Genomic DNA, 17160 nt, shown 5'->3' with positions numbered 1-17160 from the left:
CGGCTCCGCAGGCTCGGGTACCGTCGTTGTGTGGCCAGTTCACCCTCCCGTCGCAGACCAGCGCTGATTCTGTTCGTCGTCATCGCTGCGGCCGGGTGTCTCGCGCTCGGCTGGTGGCAGTGGACCCGTTTCGAGGCCGTCGGCGGAACCGGACAGAACCTGGGCTACGCCTTCCAGTGGCCGCTGTTCGCGGCGTTCGTGGTGTACGCGTACCGGCGGTTCGTGCAGCTCGAGGACCGCGACCCGTCCGAGGACGCGCCCTCCACACCCGAGGTCCGCGAGATCCCCGCGGACGTGCTGCCCACGCGTACCCGGTCGGGCGACCAGCGACTGGACGCGGACAACCCGGACGACGAAGCCCACCAGGCGTACAACAACTACCTCGCGCAGCTCAGAGCGGGCGAGGCCGATAGGAGCAGCACGTGAGCACGGCCCCCGACGAGACCGTCACCGCGACCGAAGTCCGCGACACCAAGAAGATCGCCTCGGCGCTGCTGCGCTACCGCGTCCTCGCCTACGCCACCGGCATCTGGCTGCTCGTGCTCACCGCGGAGATGGTCGCGAAGTACGTGTTCAAGGTGGACAACCTCCCGAGCTGGATCGCGATCGTGCACGGCTGGGTCTACTTCGCCTACCTGATCCTGACGATGGACCTCGCGGTGAAGGTGCGCTGGCCCGTGGGCCGCACCATCGGCACCCTGCTCGCAGGCACCGTCCCGTTCCTGTCGTTCTTCGTCGAGCACTGGCGCACCCAGCAGGTCAAGCGCGACTTCGGCGTCTGATCCAGCCCTAGGACCCGCCGCCGCCCAGGATCACGGGCCGCCCCGCTGACCCGTCGAGTGTGCACCTTCCGACGCGTCGCCCGTAAGGGAACGCCCGGAACTGCACACTCGACGGGCGGGCGGGCCTAGCTGCCTGCCAGCGCGGCGATCGCGGGCACCAGCTGCGCCAGCGCCCGGCCGCGGTGCGAGGCCGCGTCCTTCTCCTCGGGGGTCAGCTGCGCCGCCGAGCGCGACTCCCCCACCGGCACGAACACCGGGTCGTAGCCGAATCCACCGTCGCCGCGGGGCTCCCTTGCGATGGCGCCGGGCCAGGTGCCGCGCACCACCGACTCCTCGCCGCCGGGCACCACGAGGGCACACGCGGAGACGAAGGCCGCTCCCCTGCGCTCGTCCGGCACGTCGGACAGCTGCGCGAGCACCAGCGCGGTGTTCGCCGCGTCATCGCCGTGACCGCCCGACCACCGCGCGGACAGCACCCCCGGCATCGCGTTCAACGCGTCCACCTCGAGGCCCGAATCGTCCGCGACGCACGGCAGCCCGGTGGCCGCAGCGCCGTCGCGGGCCTTGGCCAGCGCGTTGCCCTCGAAGGTCGCCGCGGTCTCCGGCGCCTCCGGGAACGGCGGCACCTCGTCGAGGCCGACGAGGTCGATGCCGCTCACCCCTGCCGCCTCGAGCACTCGCCGAAGCTCCTTGAGCTTCTTGGCATTTCGACTGGCGACGAGGAGCCGGACGGCGTCAGGCACCGAACTTCTTCTTCGCCGCCTCAGGCTCCTTCGGCTCGGGCAGCTCGCCCGGGTACGGCAGCGCGAGCGCCTGCTTCTGCACCTCGAACAGCTGCTCGCAGCCGGCCAGTGCGGAATCGAGCAGCTTGTCCAGCGTGGTGCGCGGGAAGGTCGCGCCCTCTCCGGTGCCCTGCACCTCGACGAGGGTGCCGGTGTCGGTGGCGACGACGTTCATGTCGACCTCCGCGCGCGAATCCTCCTCGTAGGGAAGGTCCAGCCGCACCCGGCCGTCGACGACGCCGACGCTGACCGCGGCGATCGCGCAGGAGAGCGGCTGCGGATCGGCCAGCCGGCCGGCCGCGCGCAGGTAGGTGACAGCGTCCGCCAGCGCGACATAGGCGCCGGTGATCGCGGCCGTGCGGGTGCCGCCGTCGGCCTGCAGCACGTCGCAGTCGATGGCGATGGTGTTCTCGCCGATCGCGGCGAGGTCGATGCAGGCGCGCAGCGAGCGGCCGACGAGCCTGCTGATCTCCTGGGTGCGTCCGCCGACCTTGCCCTTGACGGACTCGCGGCCGCTGCGGGTGTGGGTCGCGGCGGGCAGCATCGCGTACTCGGCGGTCAGCCAGCCGAGGCCCGAGCCCTTGCGCCAGCGCGGCACGCCCTCCTCGACGCTCGCGGTGCACATCACGCGGGTGCCACCGAATTCGACGAGAACCGAGCCGGCCGGATGGCTCGTGAAGCCCCGGGTGATCCGTACCTCGCGGAGTTCGTCGTCCGCCCTGCCATCCAGTCGTCTGCTCACGGTCGCAAGCCTAGACGTCCCGCGACTCAGATCTCGAAGACGTCCCCGGGCGATACGGCGTGGACGGGTCCGGAGAACTCGGCCTTGGCCTCGGCGATGACGTCCTCGCGGGAGGTCCACGGCGGGATGTGCGTGAGCAGCAGCTCGCCGACCCCGGCCCTGGCCGCGACCTGTCCGGCCTCGGTTCCGGAGAGGTGGATGCCCTTCGGCCGGTCGGGGTGATGTGTCCAGGAGGCCTCGGCCAGAAGCACATTCGCGCCGCGCGACAGCTCGACCACCTCGTCACACATCCCGGTGTCGCCGGTGTAGACGAGGGTCCGGCCCGCAGGATCGCTGATCCGCAGCCCGTACGCCTCCGGCGGATGGAACACCCGGCGCGAGGTGACGGTCAGGGCGCCGTGGCTCATCGATCCGCCGTCGGTGAAGGCGCGCAGGTCGATCGTGTCGGAGATGTCGTCGAACTCGCCGCCGCACTCCGAGGAGGCGGCCCCGATCCGGCAGGCGGTGTCCGTCGGTCCGCAGACGACGGCCCGGCCGACCGGCGGATTGGGGTGGTACCGGCGCCACACCAGCAGCCCCGGCAGGTCGAGGCAGTGATCCGCGTGCAGGTGGGTCAGGAAGATCGATACCTGACCGGGGTCGGCATAACGCTGCAGCGCTCCGAGCACGCCGGGGCCGAAGTCGAGAACCGCGGGCGGGGTGTCCGGAGCGGTCAACAGATAGCCCGAGGCGGGCGAGTCGGGGCCCCCGACGCTGCCCGAACAACCCAGGACGGTGATGCGCATGTTTCCCATGCTGCCACGACCACCTGATCCGGAAAAAGCTTCGGGTGGAATCGAGACCAAACGCGGCGCCGCCGCCCGCTGCGCCGGGCGTCACACCTGCGCCTTCGCTACCGGTTCAACGCCTTCGCCTCGCGCGCCTTGCGGACATCGGAGGCCAGCACCCAGGCGGCGACGACTCCGCCGATCGCGCCGAACAGGTGCCCTTCCCAGGAGATCCCGGGCTGGCCGGGGAGCACGCCCCACAACGCCCCGCCGTAGATCACCAGAACCACCAACCCGAGGGCCATCTGCCCGAAATGCCGGGCGAAGATGCCGCGGGTGATCAGGTAGGTCAGCCAGCCGAACACCAGCACCGAGGCGCCGAGATGGTTGTTCACCGAGCCGAACAGCCACACCCCGACACCACCGATCACCCAGATGATGCCGGTGGCCGCGAGACCGCGCCCGATGCCCGACAACATCACCAGGAATCCGAGGACCAGCAACGGGATGGTGTTCGCGACCAGGTGCGCCCACCCGCCGTGCAGCACCGGCGCGAAGACGATCCCCCACAGACCGTCGACCGTCCGCGGCTGGATGCCGCCGTTGTCGAGGCTGCCCTTGACGAGCATGTCGATGAACTCGAGGACGTACAGCCCGACCACGAAGCCGCCGATGACCGCGGCCGCCTGCTGCCACATCGGGCGCTCGGCCGCCGGCCTGGTCGCGGGCGGAGTCGACGGCGTCGACAGGGCGGGGTTGGTGTACTTGAACGGGTCACCCGGGGTGCTCATCCGAACCTCTTTCCGTCACGCCCACAGCTGCCCTTCCAGGGCCGCCTCCGCATCCTCGAGGGTACCGGCGTACGCACCGGTGGACAGATACTTCCAGCCGCCGTCGGCCACGATGAAGGCGATGTCGGCGCGGTCTCCCGCCTTGACGACCTTGGCCGCGACCCCGAGGGCCGCGTGCAGAACGGCCCCGGTCGAGACGCCCGCGAAGATGCCCTCCCGCTCGATCAGTTCCCTCGTTCGCCGCACCGCGTCGAACGGCCCGACCGAGAACCTCGAGGTGAGCACCGACTCGTCGTACAGCTCGGGGATGAAGCCCTCGTCGATGTTGCGCAGGCCGTAGACCAGTTCGCCGTAGCGCGGCTCGGCGGCGACGATCTCGATCCCCGGGACGTGTTCGCGCAGAAAGCGTCCCGTGCCCATCAGGGTGCCGGTGGTGCCGAGTCCGGCGACGAAGTGTGTGATCTCCGGTAGGTCGCGCAGCAGCTCCGGTCCGGTGCCCTCGTAGTGCGCGGCCGGGTTCGCCGGGTTCCCGTACTGGTAGAGCATCACCCACTCGGGGTGCTCCGCGGCGATCGCCTTCGCCCGCGCAACCGCCTCGTTGGATCCGCCGCGCGCGGGCGAGTCGATGATCTCGGCGCCGAACATCGTCAGCAGCTGCCTGCGCTCGATCGAGGTGTTCTCCGGCATCACGCAGACCAGCCGATAGCCCTTGAGCTTGGCGGCCATCGCCAGCGAGATGCCGGTGTTGCCACTGGTCGGCTCCAGGATGGTGGCGCCGGGCGTGAGCAACCCGTCCCGCTCGGCCTGCTCGATCATCCGCAGCGCGGGCCGATCCTTCACCGAGCCGGTGGGGTTGCGGTCCTCGAGCTTGGCCCACAGCCGCACCGGCGCCTCCCCGGTCCATCGCGGCGACAGGTGCGGCAGCCCGACCAGCGGTGTGTCGCCCAGGGTCTCGATCAGCGAGTCGTACCGGGCCACCTCGGATCAGCCTCCGGCGACGGCGGGCAGGATGGTGACCGAGTCCCCGTCGGCCACCTCGGTGTCCAGCCCGCCCGAGAAACGCACGTCCTCGTCGTTGACGTACACGTTGACGAACCGGTGCAGCTTGCCGTCGTTGATCAGCCGGTCCTTGAGCCCGGCATGGTTGGCCTCGAGATCGTCGATCACCGCGGCCAGGGTGGAACCCGTTGCCTGCACCCGCTTCTCACCGTCGGTGTGGTTGCGGAGGATCGTGGGAATGGAAACGATGACGGCCATCGGGGCTCCTAGTGGGGGTTCTGTGCGTACGGGTAGGTCTGCACCACGTCGACCGGTTCCTCGGTGACCACGCCGTCGACGATCCGGTAGCTGCGCAGCTCGTGCGCGTCCGGATCGCGGGTGGAGATCAGCACGTAGTGCGCGTCGGGCTCGGAGGCGAACGAGATGTCGGTGCGACTGGGATAGGCCTCGGTCGCGGTGTGCGAGTGATAGATCACCACCGGCGCCTCGTCGGCCGCCTCCATCGCACGCCAGAGCCGCAACTGCTCGCCGGAGTCGAACCGGTAGAAGGTCGGTGAGCGCTCGGCGTTGATCATCGGGACGTGCCGCAGCGGCCGGTCGCTGCCCTCGGGCCCGGCGATGATGCCGCAGGCCTCATCGGGGTGGTCGGCACGGGCGTGCGCGACCATGGCCTCGACGAGGTCGGATCTGATCACCAACACCTGCGCCTCCCGATGTGTTCGCCCAGCTTAGACGTCGAATGCTGACGGAAACAGCTCCCGATAGCTCGGTATTCCCGCGACCGGCGTTGCCGCGAGGACCGCCCCGACGATCGCTCGCGCCACCGCGTCGGCCGCGGCCGCGCACACCGCGTCGAGCAGCGCCAGGTCCGGTGGGAAGGCGGCGGGCATCGACACCGGGGCGGGCGCGGTCGCCCTCGAGCCGGTCGCCAGGGCGAACAACGTGTCCCCGTCGAGCGGCGAGTGGGCGGGCCGGATCGCCCTGGCCAGGCCGTCGTGGCCCGCGACCGCGACGCGCCTGCAGCCGGCCTTGCTCAGCGCGGCGTCGGTCGCCACCACCCCGATGGTGGTGTTCAGGACGGTGCCCTTCTGGCCGAGCTCGATCGCCGCGGCCAGGTCGGCGGCATCCGGGACCCGCAGGCCCCAGCTCGCGGCCTCGGCCACCCCGACCCCCCACGGCAGACCGGTGCCCGGATCGAACACGGAGCCAACGGGATTGGCGACGATCAGCGCCGCGACCGTGACGCCCTCGGCCGCCCCGGCACCGAGCACGAGGCTGGCGGTGCCGACACCGCCCTTGAGCACACCAGCGCGCGCTCCGACCCCGGCGCCGACCGATCCGACCGCGAACCACTCGGCCGCCGCCTCCGCCGCGAGGAAGCCGTGGTCCGAGGTCGGCCGCACCGACCAGTCCCCCACCGGCAGATCGAAGATCACCGCTCCCGGCACGATCGGCACGACGTGACCGTCGGCGTCCATCGGGATCCCGCGGCCGTGCTCCTCGAGCCAGCGCATCACCCCGTCCGCGGCGGCCAGCCCGTAGGCGCTGCCCCCGGTCAGCAGCACCGCGTCCACCTGCTGGACGGTGTGGCTCGGATCGAGCAGGTCGGTCTCGCGGGTGCCGGGTCCGCCGCCGCGCACATCGACGGACGCGGTGGCGCCGCCGGGCGCCAGCACCACGGTGCAGCCCGTCGCCCGACCGGAGCCGAGTGTCGCGTCCCCGTCCAGCTCGTGGTGGTGCCCGACCAGCAGGCCCTTGACGTCGGCGAGCGAGTTCCGCGGCCCCGTCCGCACCCCCGCGCCCGTCACGGGACGAGGACCTGTACCAGGGAGTCCTGCATCCAGGTGAGCCAGTGGTAGACGTCCAGGTGCGGCGCCCGCGGGTCGTCGGGCTCGAGTTCGTCCGGGGTGTCGGCGTCGATGCCGATGGTGGTCCCGAGGGCAAGGCGCACGTCGTTGAGGCCGGCGAGCCACGCGTCGGCCTGTTCCGGGGTCAGCGAGACCTTGCCGCCCTCGGGCGGCACCGTCTGCAGGATCACCGAACCCGCCGCCAGCTTGGCGTCGATGATCTCCGGCTCGTGCAGACTGCGCAGTGCCGCATTCATGTTCGCGCCCTGCGCCGCGGTGCCCTCGCGATCGGCCTCGGCCCGGTAGAAGTTCGGCAGCAGGCGGGCCAGCGTGGCATCCGTTGGGGCGTCACTGTTCCCGGTGCGCAGACCGGTCAGTTCCGCGAGATCGTCCTGGGGCGCGGCGGCGGCCCGGTCCTCGAGCAGCGACAGGACGGACGAGACCAGCGATCGCAGGACCGAGGCCTCTCGTGCGTCCATCTCGGAGCGAATCTTCACGCCGCCCAGCGAATTCTTTCGGCTCCATGTGCGCACGTTGCGTACCTGCGGGTCCTTTCGGGATCGGTGGTCCGGGATTGCCGCTAGCTGTCGCGCTGCATCGTCGCCCACAACCCGGCCTGGTGGAGACGGTTCACATCGTGCTCCATCTTGTCGCGGGATCCGGACGACACGACGGCCTTGCCCTCCTTGTGGACCTGCATCATCAGGTCGGTGGCCCTCGCCTTGCTGTAGCCGAACAGCTTCTGGAAGATGAAGGTCACGTAGTGCATGAGGTTCACGGGGTCGTCCCAGACGACGGTCACCCAGGGCTTGTCTTCCGCTTCCAGGATCTCCTCGACCTCGGATTCGGCTGGCGTGACCTGCGGCGACGCTGCGGGCATCCTCGCCATCGGGATAGTTGTCGGGCACTCGGCCATAGGTCCAGAGTACGACGTGCTCAGGAAAGAGAAAACCTCCGAACGCATGACGTCGCGCTCCCCGCGGCGGGCCCGCGACTCGTATGGTGGGCGCGTGACGAACAACGCCTCGGACTGGTCCCAGCCGAAGACGAGCACCGCACTGCTCACCGACCAGTACGAGCTGACGATGCTCTCGGCGGCGCTCGGCGACGGTTCGGCCCACCGGCGCTGCAGCTTCGAGATCTTCGCGCGCAGGCTGCCAGCCGGGCGTCGGTACGGCGTCGTCGCAGGCATCGGCCGGTTGCTCGACGCACTGCCCCGGTTCCGGTTCGGCGAGCCCGAACTGGCCGTCGTGTCCGAGTTCCTGAACGAGCAGACGGTGGACTGGCTGCGGAACTACCGCTTCTCCGGCGACATCGACGGCTACCGGGAGGGCGAGCTGTACTTCCCCGGCTCGCCGATCCTGTCGGTGCGCGGCACCTTCGCCGAATGCGTGCTCCTGGAGACGCTGACGCTGTCGATCCTCAACCACGACAGCGCGATCGCGTCCGCCGCCGCGCGCATGGTCAGCGCCGCCGCGGGCCGGAGGATGATCGAGATGGGCTCGCGTCGCGCCCACGAGGAATCGGCCGTGGCCTGCTCGCGCGCGGCATACCTGGCCGGATTCACGGCCACCTCGAATCTGGAGGCCGTCCGCCGCTACGGCGTGCCGGGCGCTGGCACCAGCGCGCACGCGTTCACGCTGCTGCACAACACCGTCGCGGGCCCGGACGAGGCGGCCGCGTTCCGCGGTCAGATCGCGGCGCTCGGACTCGGCACCACCCTGCTGGTTGACACCTACGACATCACCGAGGGCGTCAAGACCGCCATCGCCGTCGCAGGCCCCGAGCTCGGCGGCGTGCGGATCGACTCCGGCGATCTCGGGGAGTGGGCCCGCCAGGTGCGCGCACAGCTCGACGAACTGGGCGCGACGAAGACGAAGATCGTGGTGTCCGGCGACCTGGACGAGTACGCGATCGCGGCGCTGCGGGCCGAACCGGTGGACACTTATGGGGTGGGCACCGCGCTGGTCACCGGCTCGGGCGCGCCCACGGCGGGAATGGTCTACAAGCTGGTGGAGGTGGAGGGCATCCCGGTGGCGAAGCGCAGCAGCCACAAGGAGTCGCGCGGCGGGACCAAGCGGGTGGTCCGTTTCGCCCGGCCGACCGGGACCGCGGTCGAGGAGGTCGCGTTCCCTGCCGATGCGCCCGCGCCCGAGAGCGGCGGGCTGATCGCGCACGACCTGCTGGTCCCGATGGTGCGCGGCGGCGAGGTGGTCGCCGGCCTGCCCACCCTGGACGAGGGGCGTGACCTGCTGGCCAAGCGGCTCGTCAGCCTGCCGTGGGAGGGACTCAAGCTCTCCCAGGGCGATCCCGCGATCCCCACCCGATTCGTGGGCTAGGGGCGGCGATGAACCCCACCGCGACCCCCGGCACCCCGAAGCGGGCACTGATCGTCGTCGACGTGCAGAACGACTTCTGCGAGGGCGGCTCGCTGGCCGTCGCCGGCGGCGCGGCGGTGGCGGCCGACATCTCCGGTCTGCTCGGCTCGGCGGCGGCCGACGAGTACGACGCGATCGTCGCCACCCGCGACTTCCACGTCGATCCCGGCGCGCACTTCTCCGACGAACCCGACTACGTGGACAGCTGGCCACCGCACTGCCGGGCCGGGACGCCTGGCGCCGAGTTCCATCCCGGGCTCGACATGCGATCGGTCGAGGAGGTGTTCTCCAAGGGCGCCCACTCGGCCGCTTACTCGGGCTTCGAGGGCTCGGCGGCCTCCGGGCGGTCCCTCGCGGACTGGCTGCGTGCACGCGAGATCGCGGCCGTCGACGTGGTCGGAATCGCCACCGACCACTGCGTCCGCGCGACCGCGCTCGACGCGGCCCGGGAGGGCTTCGCGACGAGGGTGCTGCTGCGGTACACGGCCGCGGTGTCCCCCGACTCCGTGCCGTCGGTCCTCGAGCGGCTCCGCGGCGCGGGCGTCACGCCGGTGGGTCAGGTCGCTGCGACTAACTGACGGTGGCGCCGAGTAGCCTTGGTCGGTGCCTGAACTCCCCAACGTGCCCGACCTGCTCTCCGTGGCGGTGCAGGCGTTGGGCGGCGCCGAACGCACCAACCAGCTGACCATGGCGTCGGCGGTGGCGCACGCCATCGACACCGGGGAGCATCTCGCCGTGCAGGCCGGTACCGGCACCGGCAAGTCGCTCGCCTACCTGGTGCCCAGCCTCCGGCACGCCGTCGAGAGCGGCCGCACCGTGGTCATCTCCACCGCCACCATCGCGCTGCAGCGCCAGCTCGTCGACCGCGACCTGCCCCGGCTGTCCGATGCCCTCGCGGGCTCGCTCGGCAGGCGGCCGGAGTTCGCGATCCTCAAGGGCCGCAACAACTACCTGTGCCTGAACAAGATCCACACCGGTGCTGCGGAGGAGCCGGAGAACGCGGAGCTGTTCGACGCGTTCGCGATCTCCCGGCTGGGCCGCGAGGTGCAGCGGCTGACCAAGTGGTCCTCCGACACCGAGACCGGCGACCGGGACGAGTTGGTGCCCGGCGTGAGCGATCAGTCCTGGCGCCAGGTGAGCGTCACCTCGCGCGAGTGCCTCGGCAAGTCGAGCTGCCCGGTCGGCGAGGACTGCTTCGCGGAGCGGGCGCGGACCGAGGCCTCGAAGGTCGACGTGGTGGTCACCAACCACGCGATGCTCGCGATCGACGCGATCACCGGCATCGCCGTGCTGCCGGAGCACGACGTGGTGGTGATCGACGAGGCGCACGAACTGGTCGACCGGGTGACGGGGGTGGCAACCGCCGAGCTGGCGCCGTCGACCATCAGCGCCGCAGCGCGCAGATGCGTCAAGCTCGTGGAGGAGCAGGATGCTGACCGGTTCGAGGCCTCCGCGGAGGGCTGGGACGCGGTGCTCGAGGAACTGCACGCCGGCCGCTGGGAGGCACTGCCCGACGGCGCGGGCCACGCACTGGCCGCCGTCCGCGATGCGGCCTGGGCGGTGCGCACCGCGATCGGTCCGTCGCGGCCGGGGATGAGCGCCACCGACCCCGAGGCGGCCGCAGCCCGCAACGCGGCGCTCGCCGCCGTCGACGAGGTCCACGACAACGCCGTCCGAGTGCTCACCGCCTTCGACGAACCGGACCCGGCCAAGCGCCGCGACGTGGTCTGGCTCGCGGACGAGGAGCGCAGGGGCAAGCTCGTGCGGATGGCGCCCCTGTCGGTCGGCGGGTTGCTGCGCTCGCGGCTGTTCGCGGAGTCGACCGTGGTACTCACCTCCGCGACCCTGACGGTCGGCGGATCCTTCGACGGGCTCGCGGTGAACTGGGGCCTGCCCGCCGAGTCCGGCACCCGCGTCGATCCGGCGATGGCGACGGGCACCGAGGCGCCATCGGACGAGGCCGCCCTCCGGTGGAACTCCCTCGACGTCGGCTCGCCGTTCGACCACGCCAAGGCCGGCATCCTGTACGTCGCCAAGCACCTACCGGCCCCCGGCCGGGACGGGCTGGCACCGAGCTACCTCGACGAGATCGCCGAACTGGTGACCGCGGCAGGCGGCCGCACCCTCGGCCTGTTCTCCTCGATGCGCGCCGCGAAGGCCGCCGCCGAGGTCATGCGCAAGCGCCTCGACACCCCGGTGCTGTGCCAGGGCGACGACGCCACCGGGCAGCTGGTCCGCGCGTTCGCCGAGGACGAGGCCACCTCGCTGTTCGGCACGCTGTCGCTGTGGCAGGGCGTCGACGTGCCGGGCCCGTCACTGAGCCTGGTGATCCTGGACCGGATCCCGTTCCCGCGGCCCGACGATCCGCTGCTGGTGGCACGTCAGCGCGCGGTCGAGTCCCGCGGCGGCAACGGCTTCCTCTCGGTGGCGGGAAACCACGCCGCGCTGCTGCTGGCGCAGGGCGTTGGCCGGCTGCTGCGCAGCGTCGACGACCGCGGCGTGATCGCGATGCTGGACTCGCGGCTCGCGACTGCCCGCTACGGCGGCTACCTGCGCGCCTCGCTGCCGCCCTTCTGGGAGACCTCCGACCCCGAGGTCGTGCGCAAGGCGCTCGCGAGGCTGACGGCAGGCTGAGCCCGCGGCCGGTCGCCTACACCCGCCGGTGTGCCCACCCCGCCAGAGCGCGAAGCCGAACCCAGTCGACCGCCACCTTGAAGGGTGGCACCCCGGGGCGGTCCCTCGGCAGCCGCACGCGCAGTGCGCCCGGCCTCACGGTGCACCGCACCGGAGTGGCCAGCACGAGCGATTCGCCGTCGACGCCGACCGGTATCTCCTGCGCGTCGGCATCGACGGTCACCTCGAGGGCCGTGTGCTGGGTCATGCCACGTTCGTGCGCCCGATTGAGCAGGCCGACGGCCTGGCGCGCGCCGTCCACCGCCACCGTCACCACCCCGAGGACGCCGCGGTCGAGGCGCGCCCGCCTGCCGAGGCCGGCGAGGTCACTCGTCTGATAGGGGCCGTTGCTCACCAGCACCGCCTGCGGGCCCTCGACCGTGAGGCCGCCCGTGCGGGCGGTCAGTCGCGCCCCCGCGCTCCCGCCCAGCAGGTCCGGCAGCATCCGGAGCACGGTCCCCGTCTTGTCCTCCCGGTAGGCCGGACTCTGCACCACCTCGGCGTACACCCCGAAGGAGGCGTTGTTGACGAAGGTGCGCCCGCCGATCTCGCCGAGGTCGACGCGCACCTCGACGCCGTCCCGCAACGCATCGAGGCCCGCGGCCGGATCGTCGCGATCGAGCCCGAGATCCAGCGCGAAGTGATTGCGCGTGCCCGCGCAGATCACCAGGAACGGCAGGTCGTGTTCGGCCGCGACCCCGGCGACCAGTGCCTGGGTCCCGTCCCCGCCCGCCACCCCGAGCAGGTCGGCTCCCCTGCGCACCGCGTCGCGGGCCAGCGCCTCGACATCAACGGTCCCCGGCCCCTCGAGCAGGGCGACCTCCGCGCCGAGTTCCTCTGCCTTTCGCTGCAGATCGAACCGGGCCACCTTGCCGCCACCCGAGTGCGGGTTCATCACCAGGAAGGGGTGCCGGGGCGGCGGGACGGGGCGCTCGTCCACCACGGACTCCGCGCGGTCGCCCTCCAGCGCGATGCGCGCGCACAGGGCCGCGAGGAGCACGAGCGCGTACGAGACCACCACCACCCACAGCAGGTTCGCGCTCACGAACGCGGACAGCACCGCGATCGGTACGAGCACGGCAACTCCCAGCCAGATCCACCGCGGCACCCCGCGGCGGGTGAGGAACCAGTAAAGCGCGGCCATCATCACCGCGACCCCACCGATGCCGGTGGCCAGCAGCACCAGCGTGCTCAGCAGGCCCGCGGCCACGATCGGGACGACGGCCGCGGACACGGCCGCGGCGAACGCCGCTCTGGCCCACCAGCGCCGGTTCCGGCCCGGGTCAACCGACCGGGCCACGTCAGAGTCCGGACCGCGCGACGATCCGCCCATCGGCGATCGCCTTGAGCAAGGCCGCGTGATCGTGAGCGGTCTGCGCGGCGTAGGACTGCGCGAACGCCACGACGGCCTCGTCGAACTCGTCGCTCGACCCGAGGTACTCGGCGATCGCGATCCGGTCGCCCGCGCGGGCGTGCGCATAGGCCAGCGCGCGGCCGCACAGGCGCCCGTACAGTGTCATTCCCGTTGGCGTCATCGCCTCGATCACCGCTGATCCCTTACCATCTCGCAACTGCCGGAGATAGTAGTCGCGCCGCACGCCGTCCACCCCGACGCCCTGCTGCCACCCGAGGAAGATGTCGCTGGCGGCCTGCATCAGCCGCTGACCGTGGACCACCCGCTCGCCCTCCTTCTCGAACGAGGGCCCCTCGAGGTACTCCGACAGCACCGACGGCACCGCCTCCTTGGCCTGCAGGAACAGCGGGTCCTCGTCGTCGACGCCACGCAACAGGATGATCCAAGATCGCGTACCGACGCTGCCGACCCCGACCACCTTGCGAGCCACCTGGACCAACTCGAACTGCTGGAGCGGCACCCGGCGATCCCACTGCAGCGTCGAGCTGTAGTCGCTCAGCCGGTGTCGCAGTTCGCGATACAGCTCGACGGCATCCGCGTCGGCGAAGACCTCCTCGAGCGGGACCAGAAGGGGCGGATTGCTGAGGATCGTCCGTCTGCCGTCGACCACCGTGGTCAGCTTCCCCAGCGCCTGGACGCTGTCGCGGCTCCACGACTTCTCCAGCATCTTGCGCATTCGCTTGCTCGACGACGAGTCCAGCTGATCGGCCAGCTCCACCAGCTCCTCGGTGGGCTCGATGTGGGAGTACCAGACCGCCAGGGTGCCCCGCTCCGCCTGCAGTGCCATCGTCTCCCGGTACTCGGCGGCGCACGCCCTGGTGATCCTGGCGCGCTGCTTGTGGCTGAATCCGGTGTCCCGCGACGCGACCTCGAGGCTCGCGACCAACCGCTTGACGTCCCACTCGAACGGACCGGGATAGGTCTCGTCGAAGTCGTTGATGTCGAACGCCAGCCTGCGTTCCGGGGTCGCGTAGATCCCGAAATTGCTCAGGTGCGCGTCCCCGCACAGGTGGGTGTTCAGGCCCGTGGACGGGGTGCGCGAGAGGTCGTCCGCCATGACGAGGGCGGCGCCGCGGTAGAAGGCGAAGGCCGAGGTCGCCATCCGCCCGTAGCGAACCGGGACGAGCTGCGGGATCCGGGCCGCCGCCTGCTTCTCGAGCAGGCCGATCGGATCACGCTCGGCTCCGGGGTTGTGCTCCGCGAGCGCCGCGAACGGCGTCTCCCTGCGCGCGGCGCGACCTCGCTCCGCGCGCTCGTCCCTGCTCGGGCGTGCACCCGATTCCGCTGTCGGCGCCACGGCTTTCATTGTCCACGCCGCAGTCCGTTTCCACATGGGTTCGCGCCCATCCGTGGCCGGATTGCTGCGCGGCCCACCGCAACCGGTCTACAGGTGCGGCACCGCCATCAGGCCCAGTTCGGCGTCGGAGGCCAGCAGCGGGTGGTGCGGCAGCACCCGCACCGTGTAGCCGACCGCGCCGGAATGCGGGACCGTGGTGTCGGCGACGAACAGCTCCCCGAGCTCGTCCGAACCTGCGTGCCGCATCGGCACGGTGACCACGTCGGTCAGTTCCTCGTCCGCCCCGACCCTGCCGAGCACCGCCTGCACGGTGACCTCGGCGACCGCGAGCCCGGCCAGCCGCAGGTACGCGCGCAGCGACAGGTCCGCGCCGATCACCGGGGTGTCCGGCAGCCCGGAGCTGTCCACCTGCACCACCTGCACGTCGGGCCAGGCCGCCTCGACGCGGCCGCGGTACTCCGCCACCTGCCGCGCCGCCGCGAAGCCGTCCGCGACCGCCGCCCGCGCGGACCGGGCCGCGGGAGCGTAGTACTCGACGGCGTAGTCGCGAACCATCCTCGACGCCAACACCTTCGGGCCCAGGTGCTGCAGGGTGTGCCGGACCATCTGCACCCAGCGGGCCGGGACCCCGCCGGAGTCGCGGTCGTAGAACTTCGGCAGCACCGACCGCTCCAGCAGCTCGTACATCGCGCCTGCCTCGAGGTCGTCCCGGCGCACCTCGTCGGTCACGCCGTCCGCGGTGGGGATCGCCCAGCCGTTCTCGCCGTCGTACATCTCGTCCCACCAGCCGTCGCGGATGGACAGGTTCAGCCCACCGTTGAGCGCCGACTTCATCCCCGACGTGCCACAGGCCTCCAACGGGCGCAGCGGGTTGTTCAGCCAGACGTCGCAGCCCCAGTACAGGTACCGGGCCATCGACATGTCGTAGTCCGGCAGGAACACGATCCGGTGCCGGACGTCGGGGTCGTCCGCGAAGCGCACCACCTGCTGGATCAGCGCCTTGCCGCCCTCGTCGGCCGGGTGACTCTTGCCCGCCACCACGAGCTGCACCGGCCGGTCGGGGTCGAGCAGCATCGCCCGCAGCCGGTCCGGGTCGCGCAGCATCAGCGTCAGCCGCTTGTAGGTCGGGACCCGGCGGGCGAACCCGACGGTCAGCACCTCGGGATCGAAAACACCCGAAACCCAACCGAGTTCGGCCTCGGTCGCGCCGCGCTCGAGCCACGACGCCCGCACCCGCCTGCGAACCTCCTGCACCAGCTGTTCGCGCAGCGTGTTTCGGGTCGACCACAGGTCGGCTGGCGCGATCTCCTGCAGCCGCTCCCAGCCGCGCGCCTCCTCGACCAGCTCGGGCCCCACGGCCCGGCGGGCCAGGTCCATCCATTCCCGCGCGGCCCAGGTCGGCGCGTGCACCCCGTTGGTCACCGAGCCGATCGGGACCTCCGCGGCGTCGAATCCCGGCCACAGGCCGCTGAACATCTCCCTGCTGACGATCCCGTGCAGCTTCGAGACACCGTTCGCGCGCTGGCCGAGGCGCAGGCCCATGTGCGCCATGTTGAACACCGACGGGTCGTTCTCGCGGCCGAGGTCGATGATCCGGTCCACCGTCAGCCCCGGCAGCAGGGCGGACTCGTTCTCGCCGCCGACCCCGCCGAAGTAGTGCCGCACGAGATCCACCGGGAACCGGTCGATGCCCGCGGGCACCGGGGTGTGCGTGGTGAACACGGTGGCCGCGCGCACCGCGGCCAGCGCGGAGTCGAAGTCGAGGCCGGACCCGGTGATCAGCTCCCGAATCCGTTCCACCCCGAGGAAACCCGCGTGGCCCTCGTTCATGTGGAAGACCTCGGGGTCGGCCAGCCCGAGCGAATGGGTGTACGCGCGCACCGCGCGCACACCGCCGATGCCCGCGAGGATCTCCTGCTTGATCCTGTGGTCCTGGTCGCCGCCGTACAGGCGGTCGGTCACCCCGCGCAGCTCCGGGTCGTTCTCGGCGATGTCGGAGTCGAGCAGCAGCAGCGGCACCCGCCCCACCTGGGCGATCCACACCCGGGCCCGGAGCACCCGGTTGCCCGGCATCGCCACCCGCAACAGCACCGGCGCCCCAGAGCCGGGCTCGGAGAGCAGCCGCAGCGGCAGGCCCTGCGGGTCGAGCGAGGGATAGTGCTCCGCCTGCCAGCCATCGGCGGTCAGCGACTGACGGAAGTACCCGGACCGGTAGAGGAGGCCGACGCCGATCAGCGGCACACCGAGATCCGAGGCGGCCTTGAGGTGGTCGCCCGCCAGGATCCCGAGCCCGCCGGAGTAGTTCGGGAGCACCTCGCTGACGCCGAACTCCATTGAGAAGTAGGCGATCCCGCCTGCCAGGTCGGCGCCCTTCGCCTGCTGGTTCTGGTACCAGCGCGGTTGGCCGAGATAGGTGTCCAGGTCCCGCTCGAGCCGGTCGAGCTCGGCCACGAAGCCCCCGTCGATCGCGAGCTCGTCCAGGCGGGCGGGCGACACCTCGCCGAGCATCCGGATCGGGTCGTGGCGGACCTGCGTCCACAGCGCGGGGTCGATCCGGCCGAACAGATCCTGGGTCTCGGGATGCCAGGACCAGCGCAGGTTCGTCGACAGCTGCTCGAGGGCGGCCAGCCTGGCGGGAAGGTGGGCACGGACGGTGAACCGACGCAAGGCTTTCACCCTGCGAAGACT

General features: G+C 71.3%; 18 protein-coding genes. 5 read left to right on the top strand and 13 right to left on the bottom strand.

Translation table 11 applies throughout. The features are described 5' to 3' along the window. The first annotated feature begins 30 nt into the window (after positions 1–30). Both RM1_RS19895 and RM1_RS19890 read left to right on the top strand, forming a co-directional pair. Positions 31–426: a transcriptional regulator gene (locus RM1_RS19895; RefSeq protein WP_072753438.1), complete on the top strand. Its 396-nt coding sequence runs from the start codon at positions 31–33 to the stop codon at positions 424–426. Then, positions 423–782 carry a DUF3817 domain-containing protein gene (locus RM1_RS19890; protein ID WP_072753437.1) on the top strand — a complete coding sequence of 120 codons (360 nt, stop codon included), beginning with the start codon at positions 423–425 and terminating at the stop codon, positions 780–782. The genes RM1_RS19895 and RM1_RS19890 overlap by 4 nt, the downstream gene beginning before the upstream one ends. Before the next feature lie 125 nt (positions 783–907). Here RM1_RS19890 and rdgB read toward each other — a convergent pair whose 3' ends face one another. From rdgB to clpS, 10 genes are all read right to left on the bottom strand, one after another. Beyond that, entirely contained in the window at positions 908–1525 is a 618-nt protein-coding gene (gene rdgB, locus RM1_RS19885; protein ID WP_072753436.1) for an RdgB/HAM1 family non-canonical purine NTP pyrophosphatase, read from the bottom strand. Next, positions 1518–2306, bottom strand: coding sequence for a ribonuclease PH (gene rph, locus RM1_RS19880; protein ID WP_027499784.1), 789 nt, complete (start codon positions 2304–2306; stop codon positions 1518–1520). The genes rdgB and rph overlap by 8 nt, the downstream gene beginning before the upstream one ends. Before the next feature lie 26 nt (positions 2307–2332). Then, entirely contained in the window at positions 2333–3091 is a 759-nt protein-coding gene (locus RM1_RS19875; protein WP_072753464.1) for a cyclic nucleotide-degrading phosphodiesterase, read from the bottom strand. Positions 3092–3198: 107 nt separating this feature from the next. Continuing rightward, positions 3199–3864, bottom strand: coding sequence for a rhomboid family intramembrane serine protease (locus RM1_RS19870; protein WP_072753435.1), 666 nt, complete (start codon positions 3862–3864; stop codon positions 3199–3201). Between the two features lie 15 nt (positions 3865–3879). Continuing rightward, positions 3880–4842 carry a PLP-dependent cysteine synthase family protein gene (locus RM1_RS19865; RefSeq protein ID WP_072753434.1) on the bottom strand — a complete coding sequence of 321 codons (963 nt, stop codon included), beginning with the start codon at positions 4840–4842 and terminating at the stop codon, positions 3880–3882. Between the two features lie 6 nt (positions 4843–4848). Continuing rightward, complete coding sequence (locus tag RM1_RS19860; protein ID WP_072753433.1) at positions 4849–5121, bottom strand: MoaD/ThiS family protein; 273 nt, start codon at positions 5119–5121, stop codon at positions 4849–4851. A gap of 8 nt (positions 5122–5129) precedes the next feature. Beyond that, the gene (locus RM1_RS19855) at positions 5130–5564 is read right to left on the bottom strand and encodes a M67 family metallopeptidase (RefSeq protein ID WP_072753432.1); all 435 of its coding nucleotides are present in this window, start codon (positions 5562–5564) and stop codon (positions 5130–5132) included. A 27-nt stretch (positions 5565–5591) separates the two neighbouring features. Continuing rightward, positions 5592–6671, bottom strand: coding sequence for a P1 family peptidase (locus RM1_RS19850; RefSeq protein ID WP_245816499.1), 1080 nt, complete (start codon positions 6669–6671; stop codon positions 5592–5594). Further along, positions 6668–7243 (bottom strand): oxidative stress transcriptional regulator AosR, encoded by a 576-nt coding sequence (gene aosR, locus RM1_RS19845; RefSeq protein ID WP_072753431.1) that lies wholly within the window; start codon positions 7241–7243, stop codon positions 6668–6670. The genes RM1_RS19850 and aosR overlap by 4 nt, the downstream gene beginning before the upstream one ends. A gap of 47 nt (positions 7244–7290) precedes the next feature. After that, entirely contained in the window at positions 7291–7626 is a 336-nt protein-coding gene (gene clpS / locus RM1_RS19840; RefSeq protein WP_027499776.1) for an ATP-dependent Clp protease adapter ClpS, read from the bottom strand. A 46-nt stretch (positions 7627–7672) separates the two neighbouring features. Between clpS and RM1_RS19835 the strand changes: the two genes are divergently transcribed. Genes RM1_RS19835 through RM1_RS19825 form a run of 3 tightly spaced genes read left to right on the top strand, consistent with a single transcriptional unit; the run spans position 7673 to position 11722 of the window. Then, the gene (locus RM1_RS19835) at positions 7673–9049 is read left to right on the top strand and encodes a nicotinate phosphoribosyltransferase (protein WP_083576861.1); all 1377 of its coding nucleotides are present in this window, start codon (positions 7673–7675) and stop codon (positions 9047–9049) included. An 8-nt stretch (positions 9050–9057) separates the two neighbouring features. Further along, positions 9058–9666 (top strand): isochorismatase family protein, encoded by a 609-nt coding sequence (locus RM1_RS19830; protein ID WP_072753429.1) that lies wholly within the window; start codon positions 9058–9060, stop codon positions 9664–9666. Between the two features lie 25 nt (positions 9667–9691). After that, positions 9692–11722: an ATP-dependent DNA helicase gene (locus RM1_RS19825; protein WP_027499773.1), complete on the top strand. Its 2031-nt coding sequence runs from the start codon at positions 9692–9694 to the stop codon at positions 11720–11722. A gap of 16 nt (positions 11723–11738) precedes the next feature. Here RM1_RS19825 and RM1_RS19820 read toward each other — a convergent pair whose 3' ends face one another. The 3 genes from RM1_RS19820 to glgP form a co-directional block, all read right to left on the bottom strand. Then, on the bottom strand, positions 11739–13094 hold the full coding sequence (locus RM1_RS19820) for a diacylglycerol/lipid kinase family protein (RefSeq protein WP_072753428.1): 1356 nt from the start codon (positions 13092–13094) through the stop codon (positions 11739–11741). After that, complete coding sequence (locus RM1_RS19815) at positions 13063–14481, bottom strand: DUF2252 domain-containing protein (protein WP_072753427.1); 1419 nt, start codon at positions 14479–14481, stop codon at positions 13063–13065. Before RM1_RS19815 ends, RM1_RS19820 begins: the two co-directional genes overlap by 32 nt. A 78-nt stretch (positions 14482–14559) precedes the next feature. Beyond that, a complete protein-coding gene (gene glgP / locus RM1_RS19810; protein ID WP_072753426.1) occupies positions 14560–17148 on the bottom strand; it encodes an alpha-glucan family phosphorylase in 2589 nt (862 codons plus the stop codon). Positions 17149–17160 lie beyond the last annotated feature (12 nt).

The sequence above is a fragment of the Rhodococcus maanshanensis NBRC 100610 genome (genome assembly GCF_001894865.1).
GTDB classification, from domain to species: domain Bacteria; phylum Actinomycetota; class Actinomycetes; order Mycobacteriales; family Mycobacteriaceae; genus Rhodococcus_G; species Rhodococcus_G maanshanensis.
The sequence above is the reverse complement of the archived record's forward strand: the minus strand, read 5'-3'. Positions and strand labels throughout refer to the sequence as shown.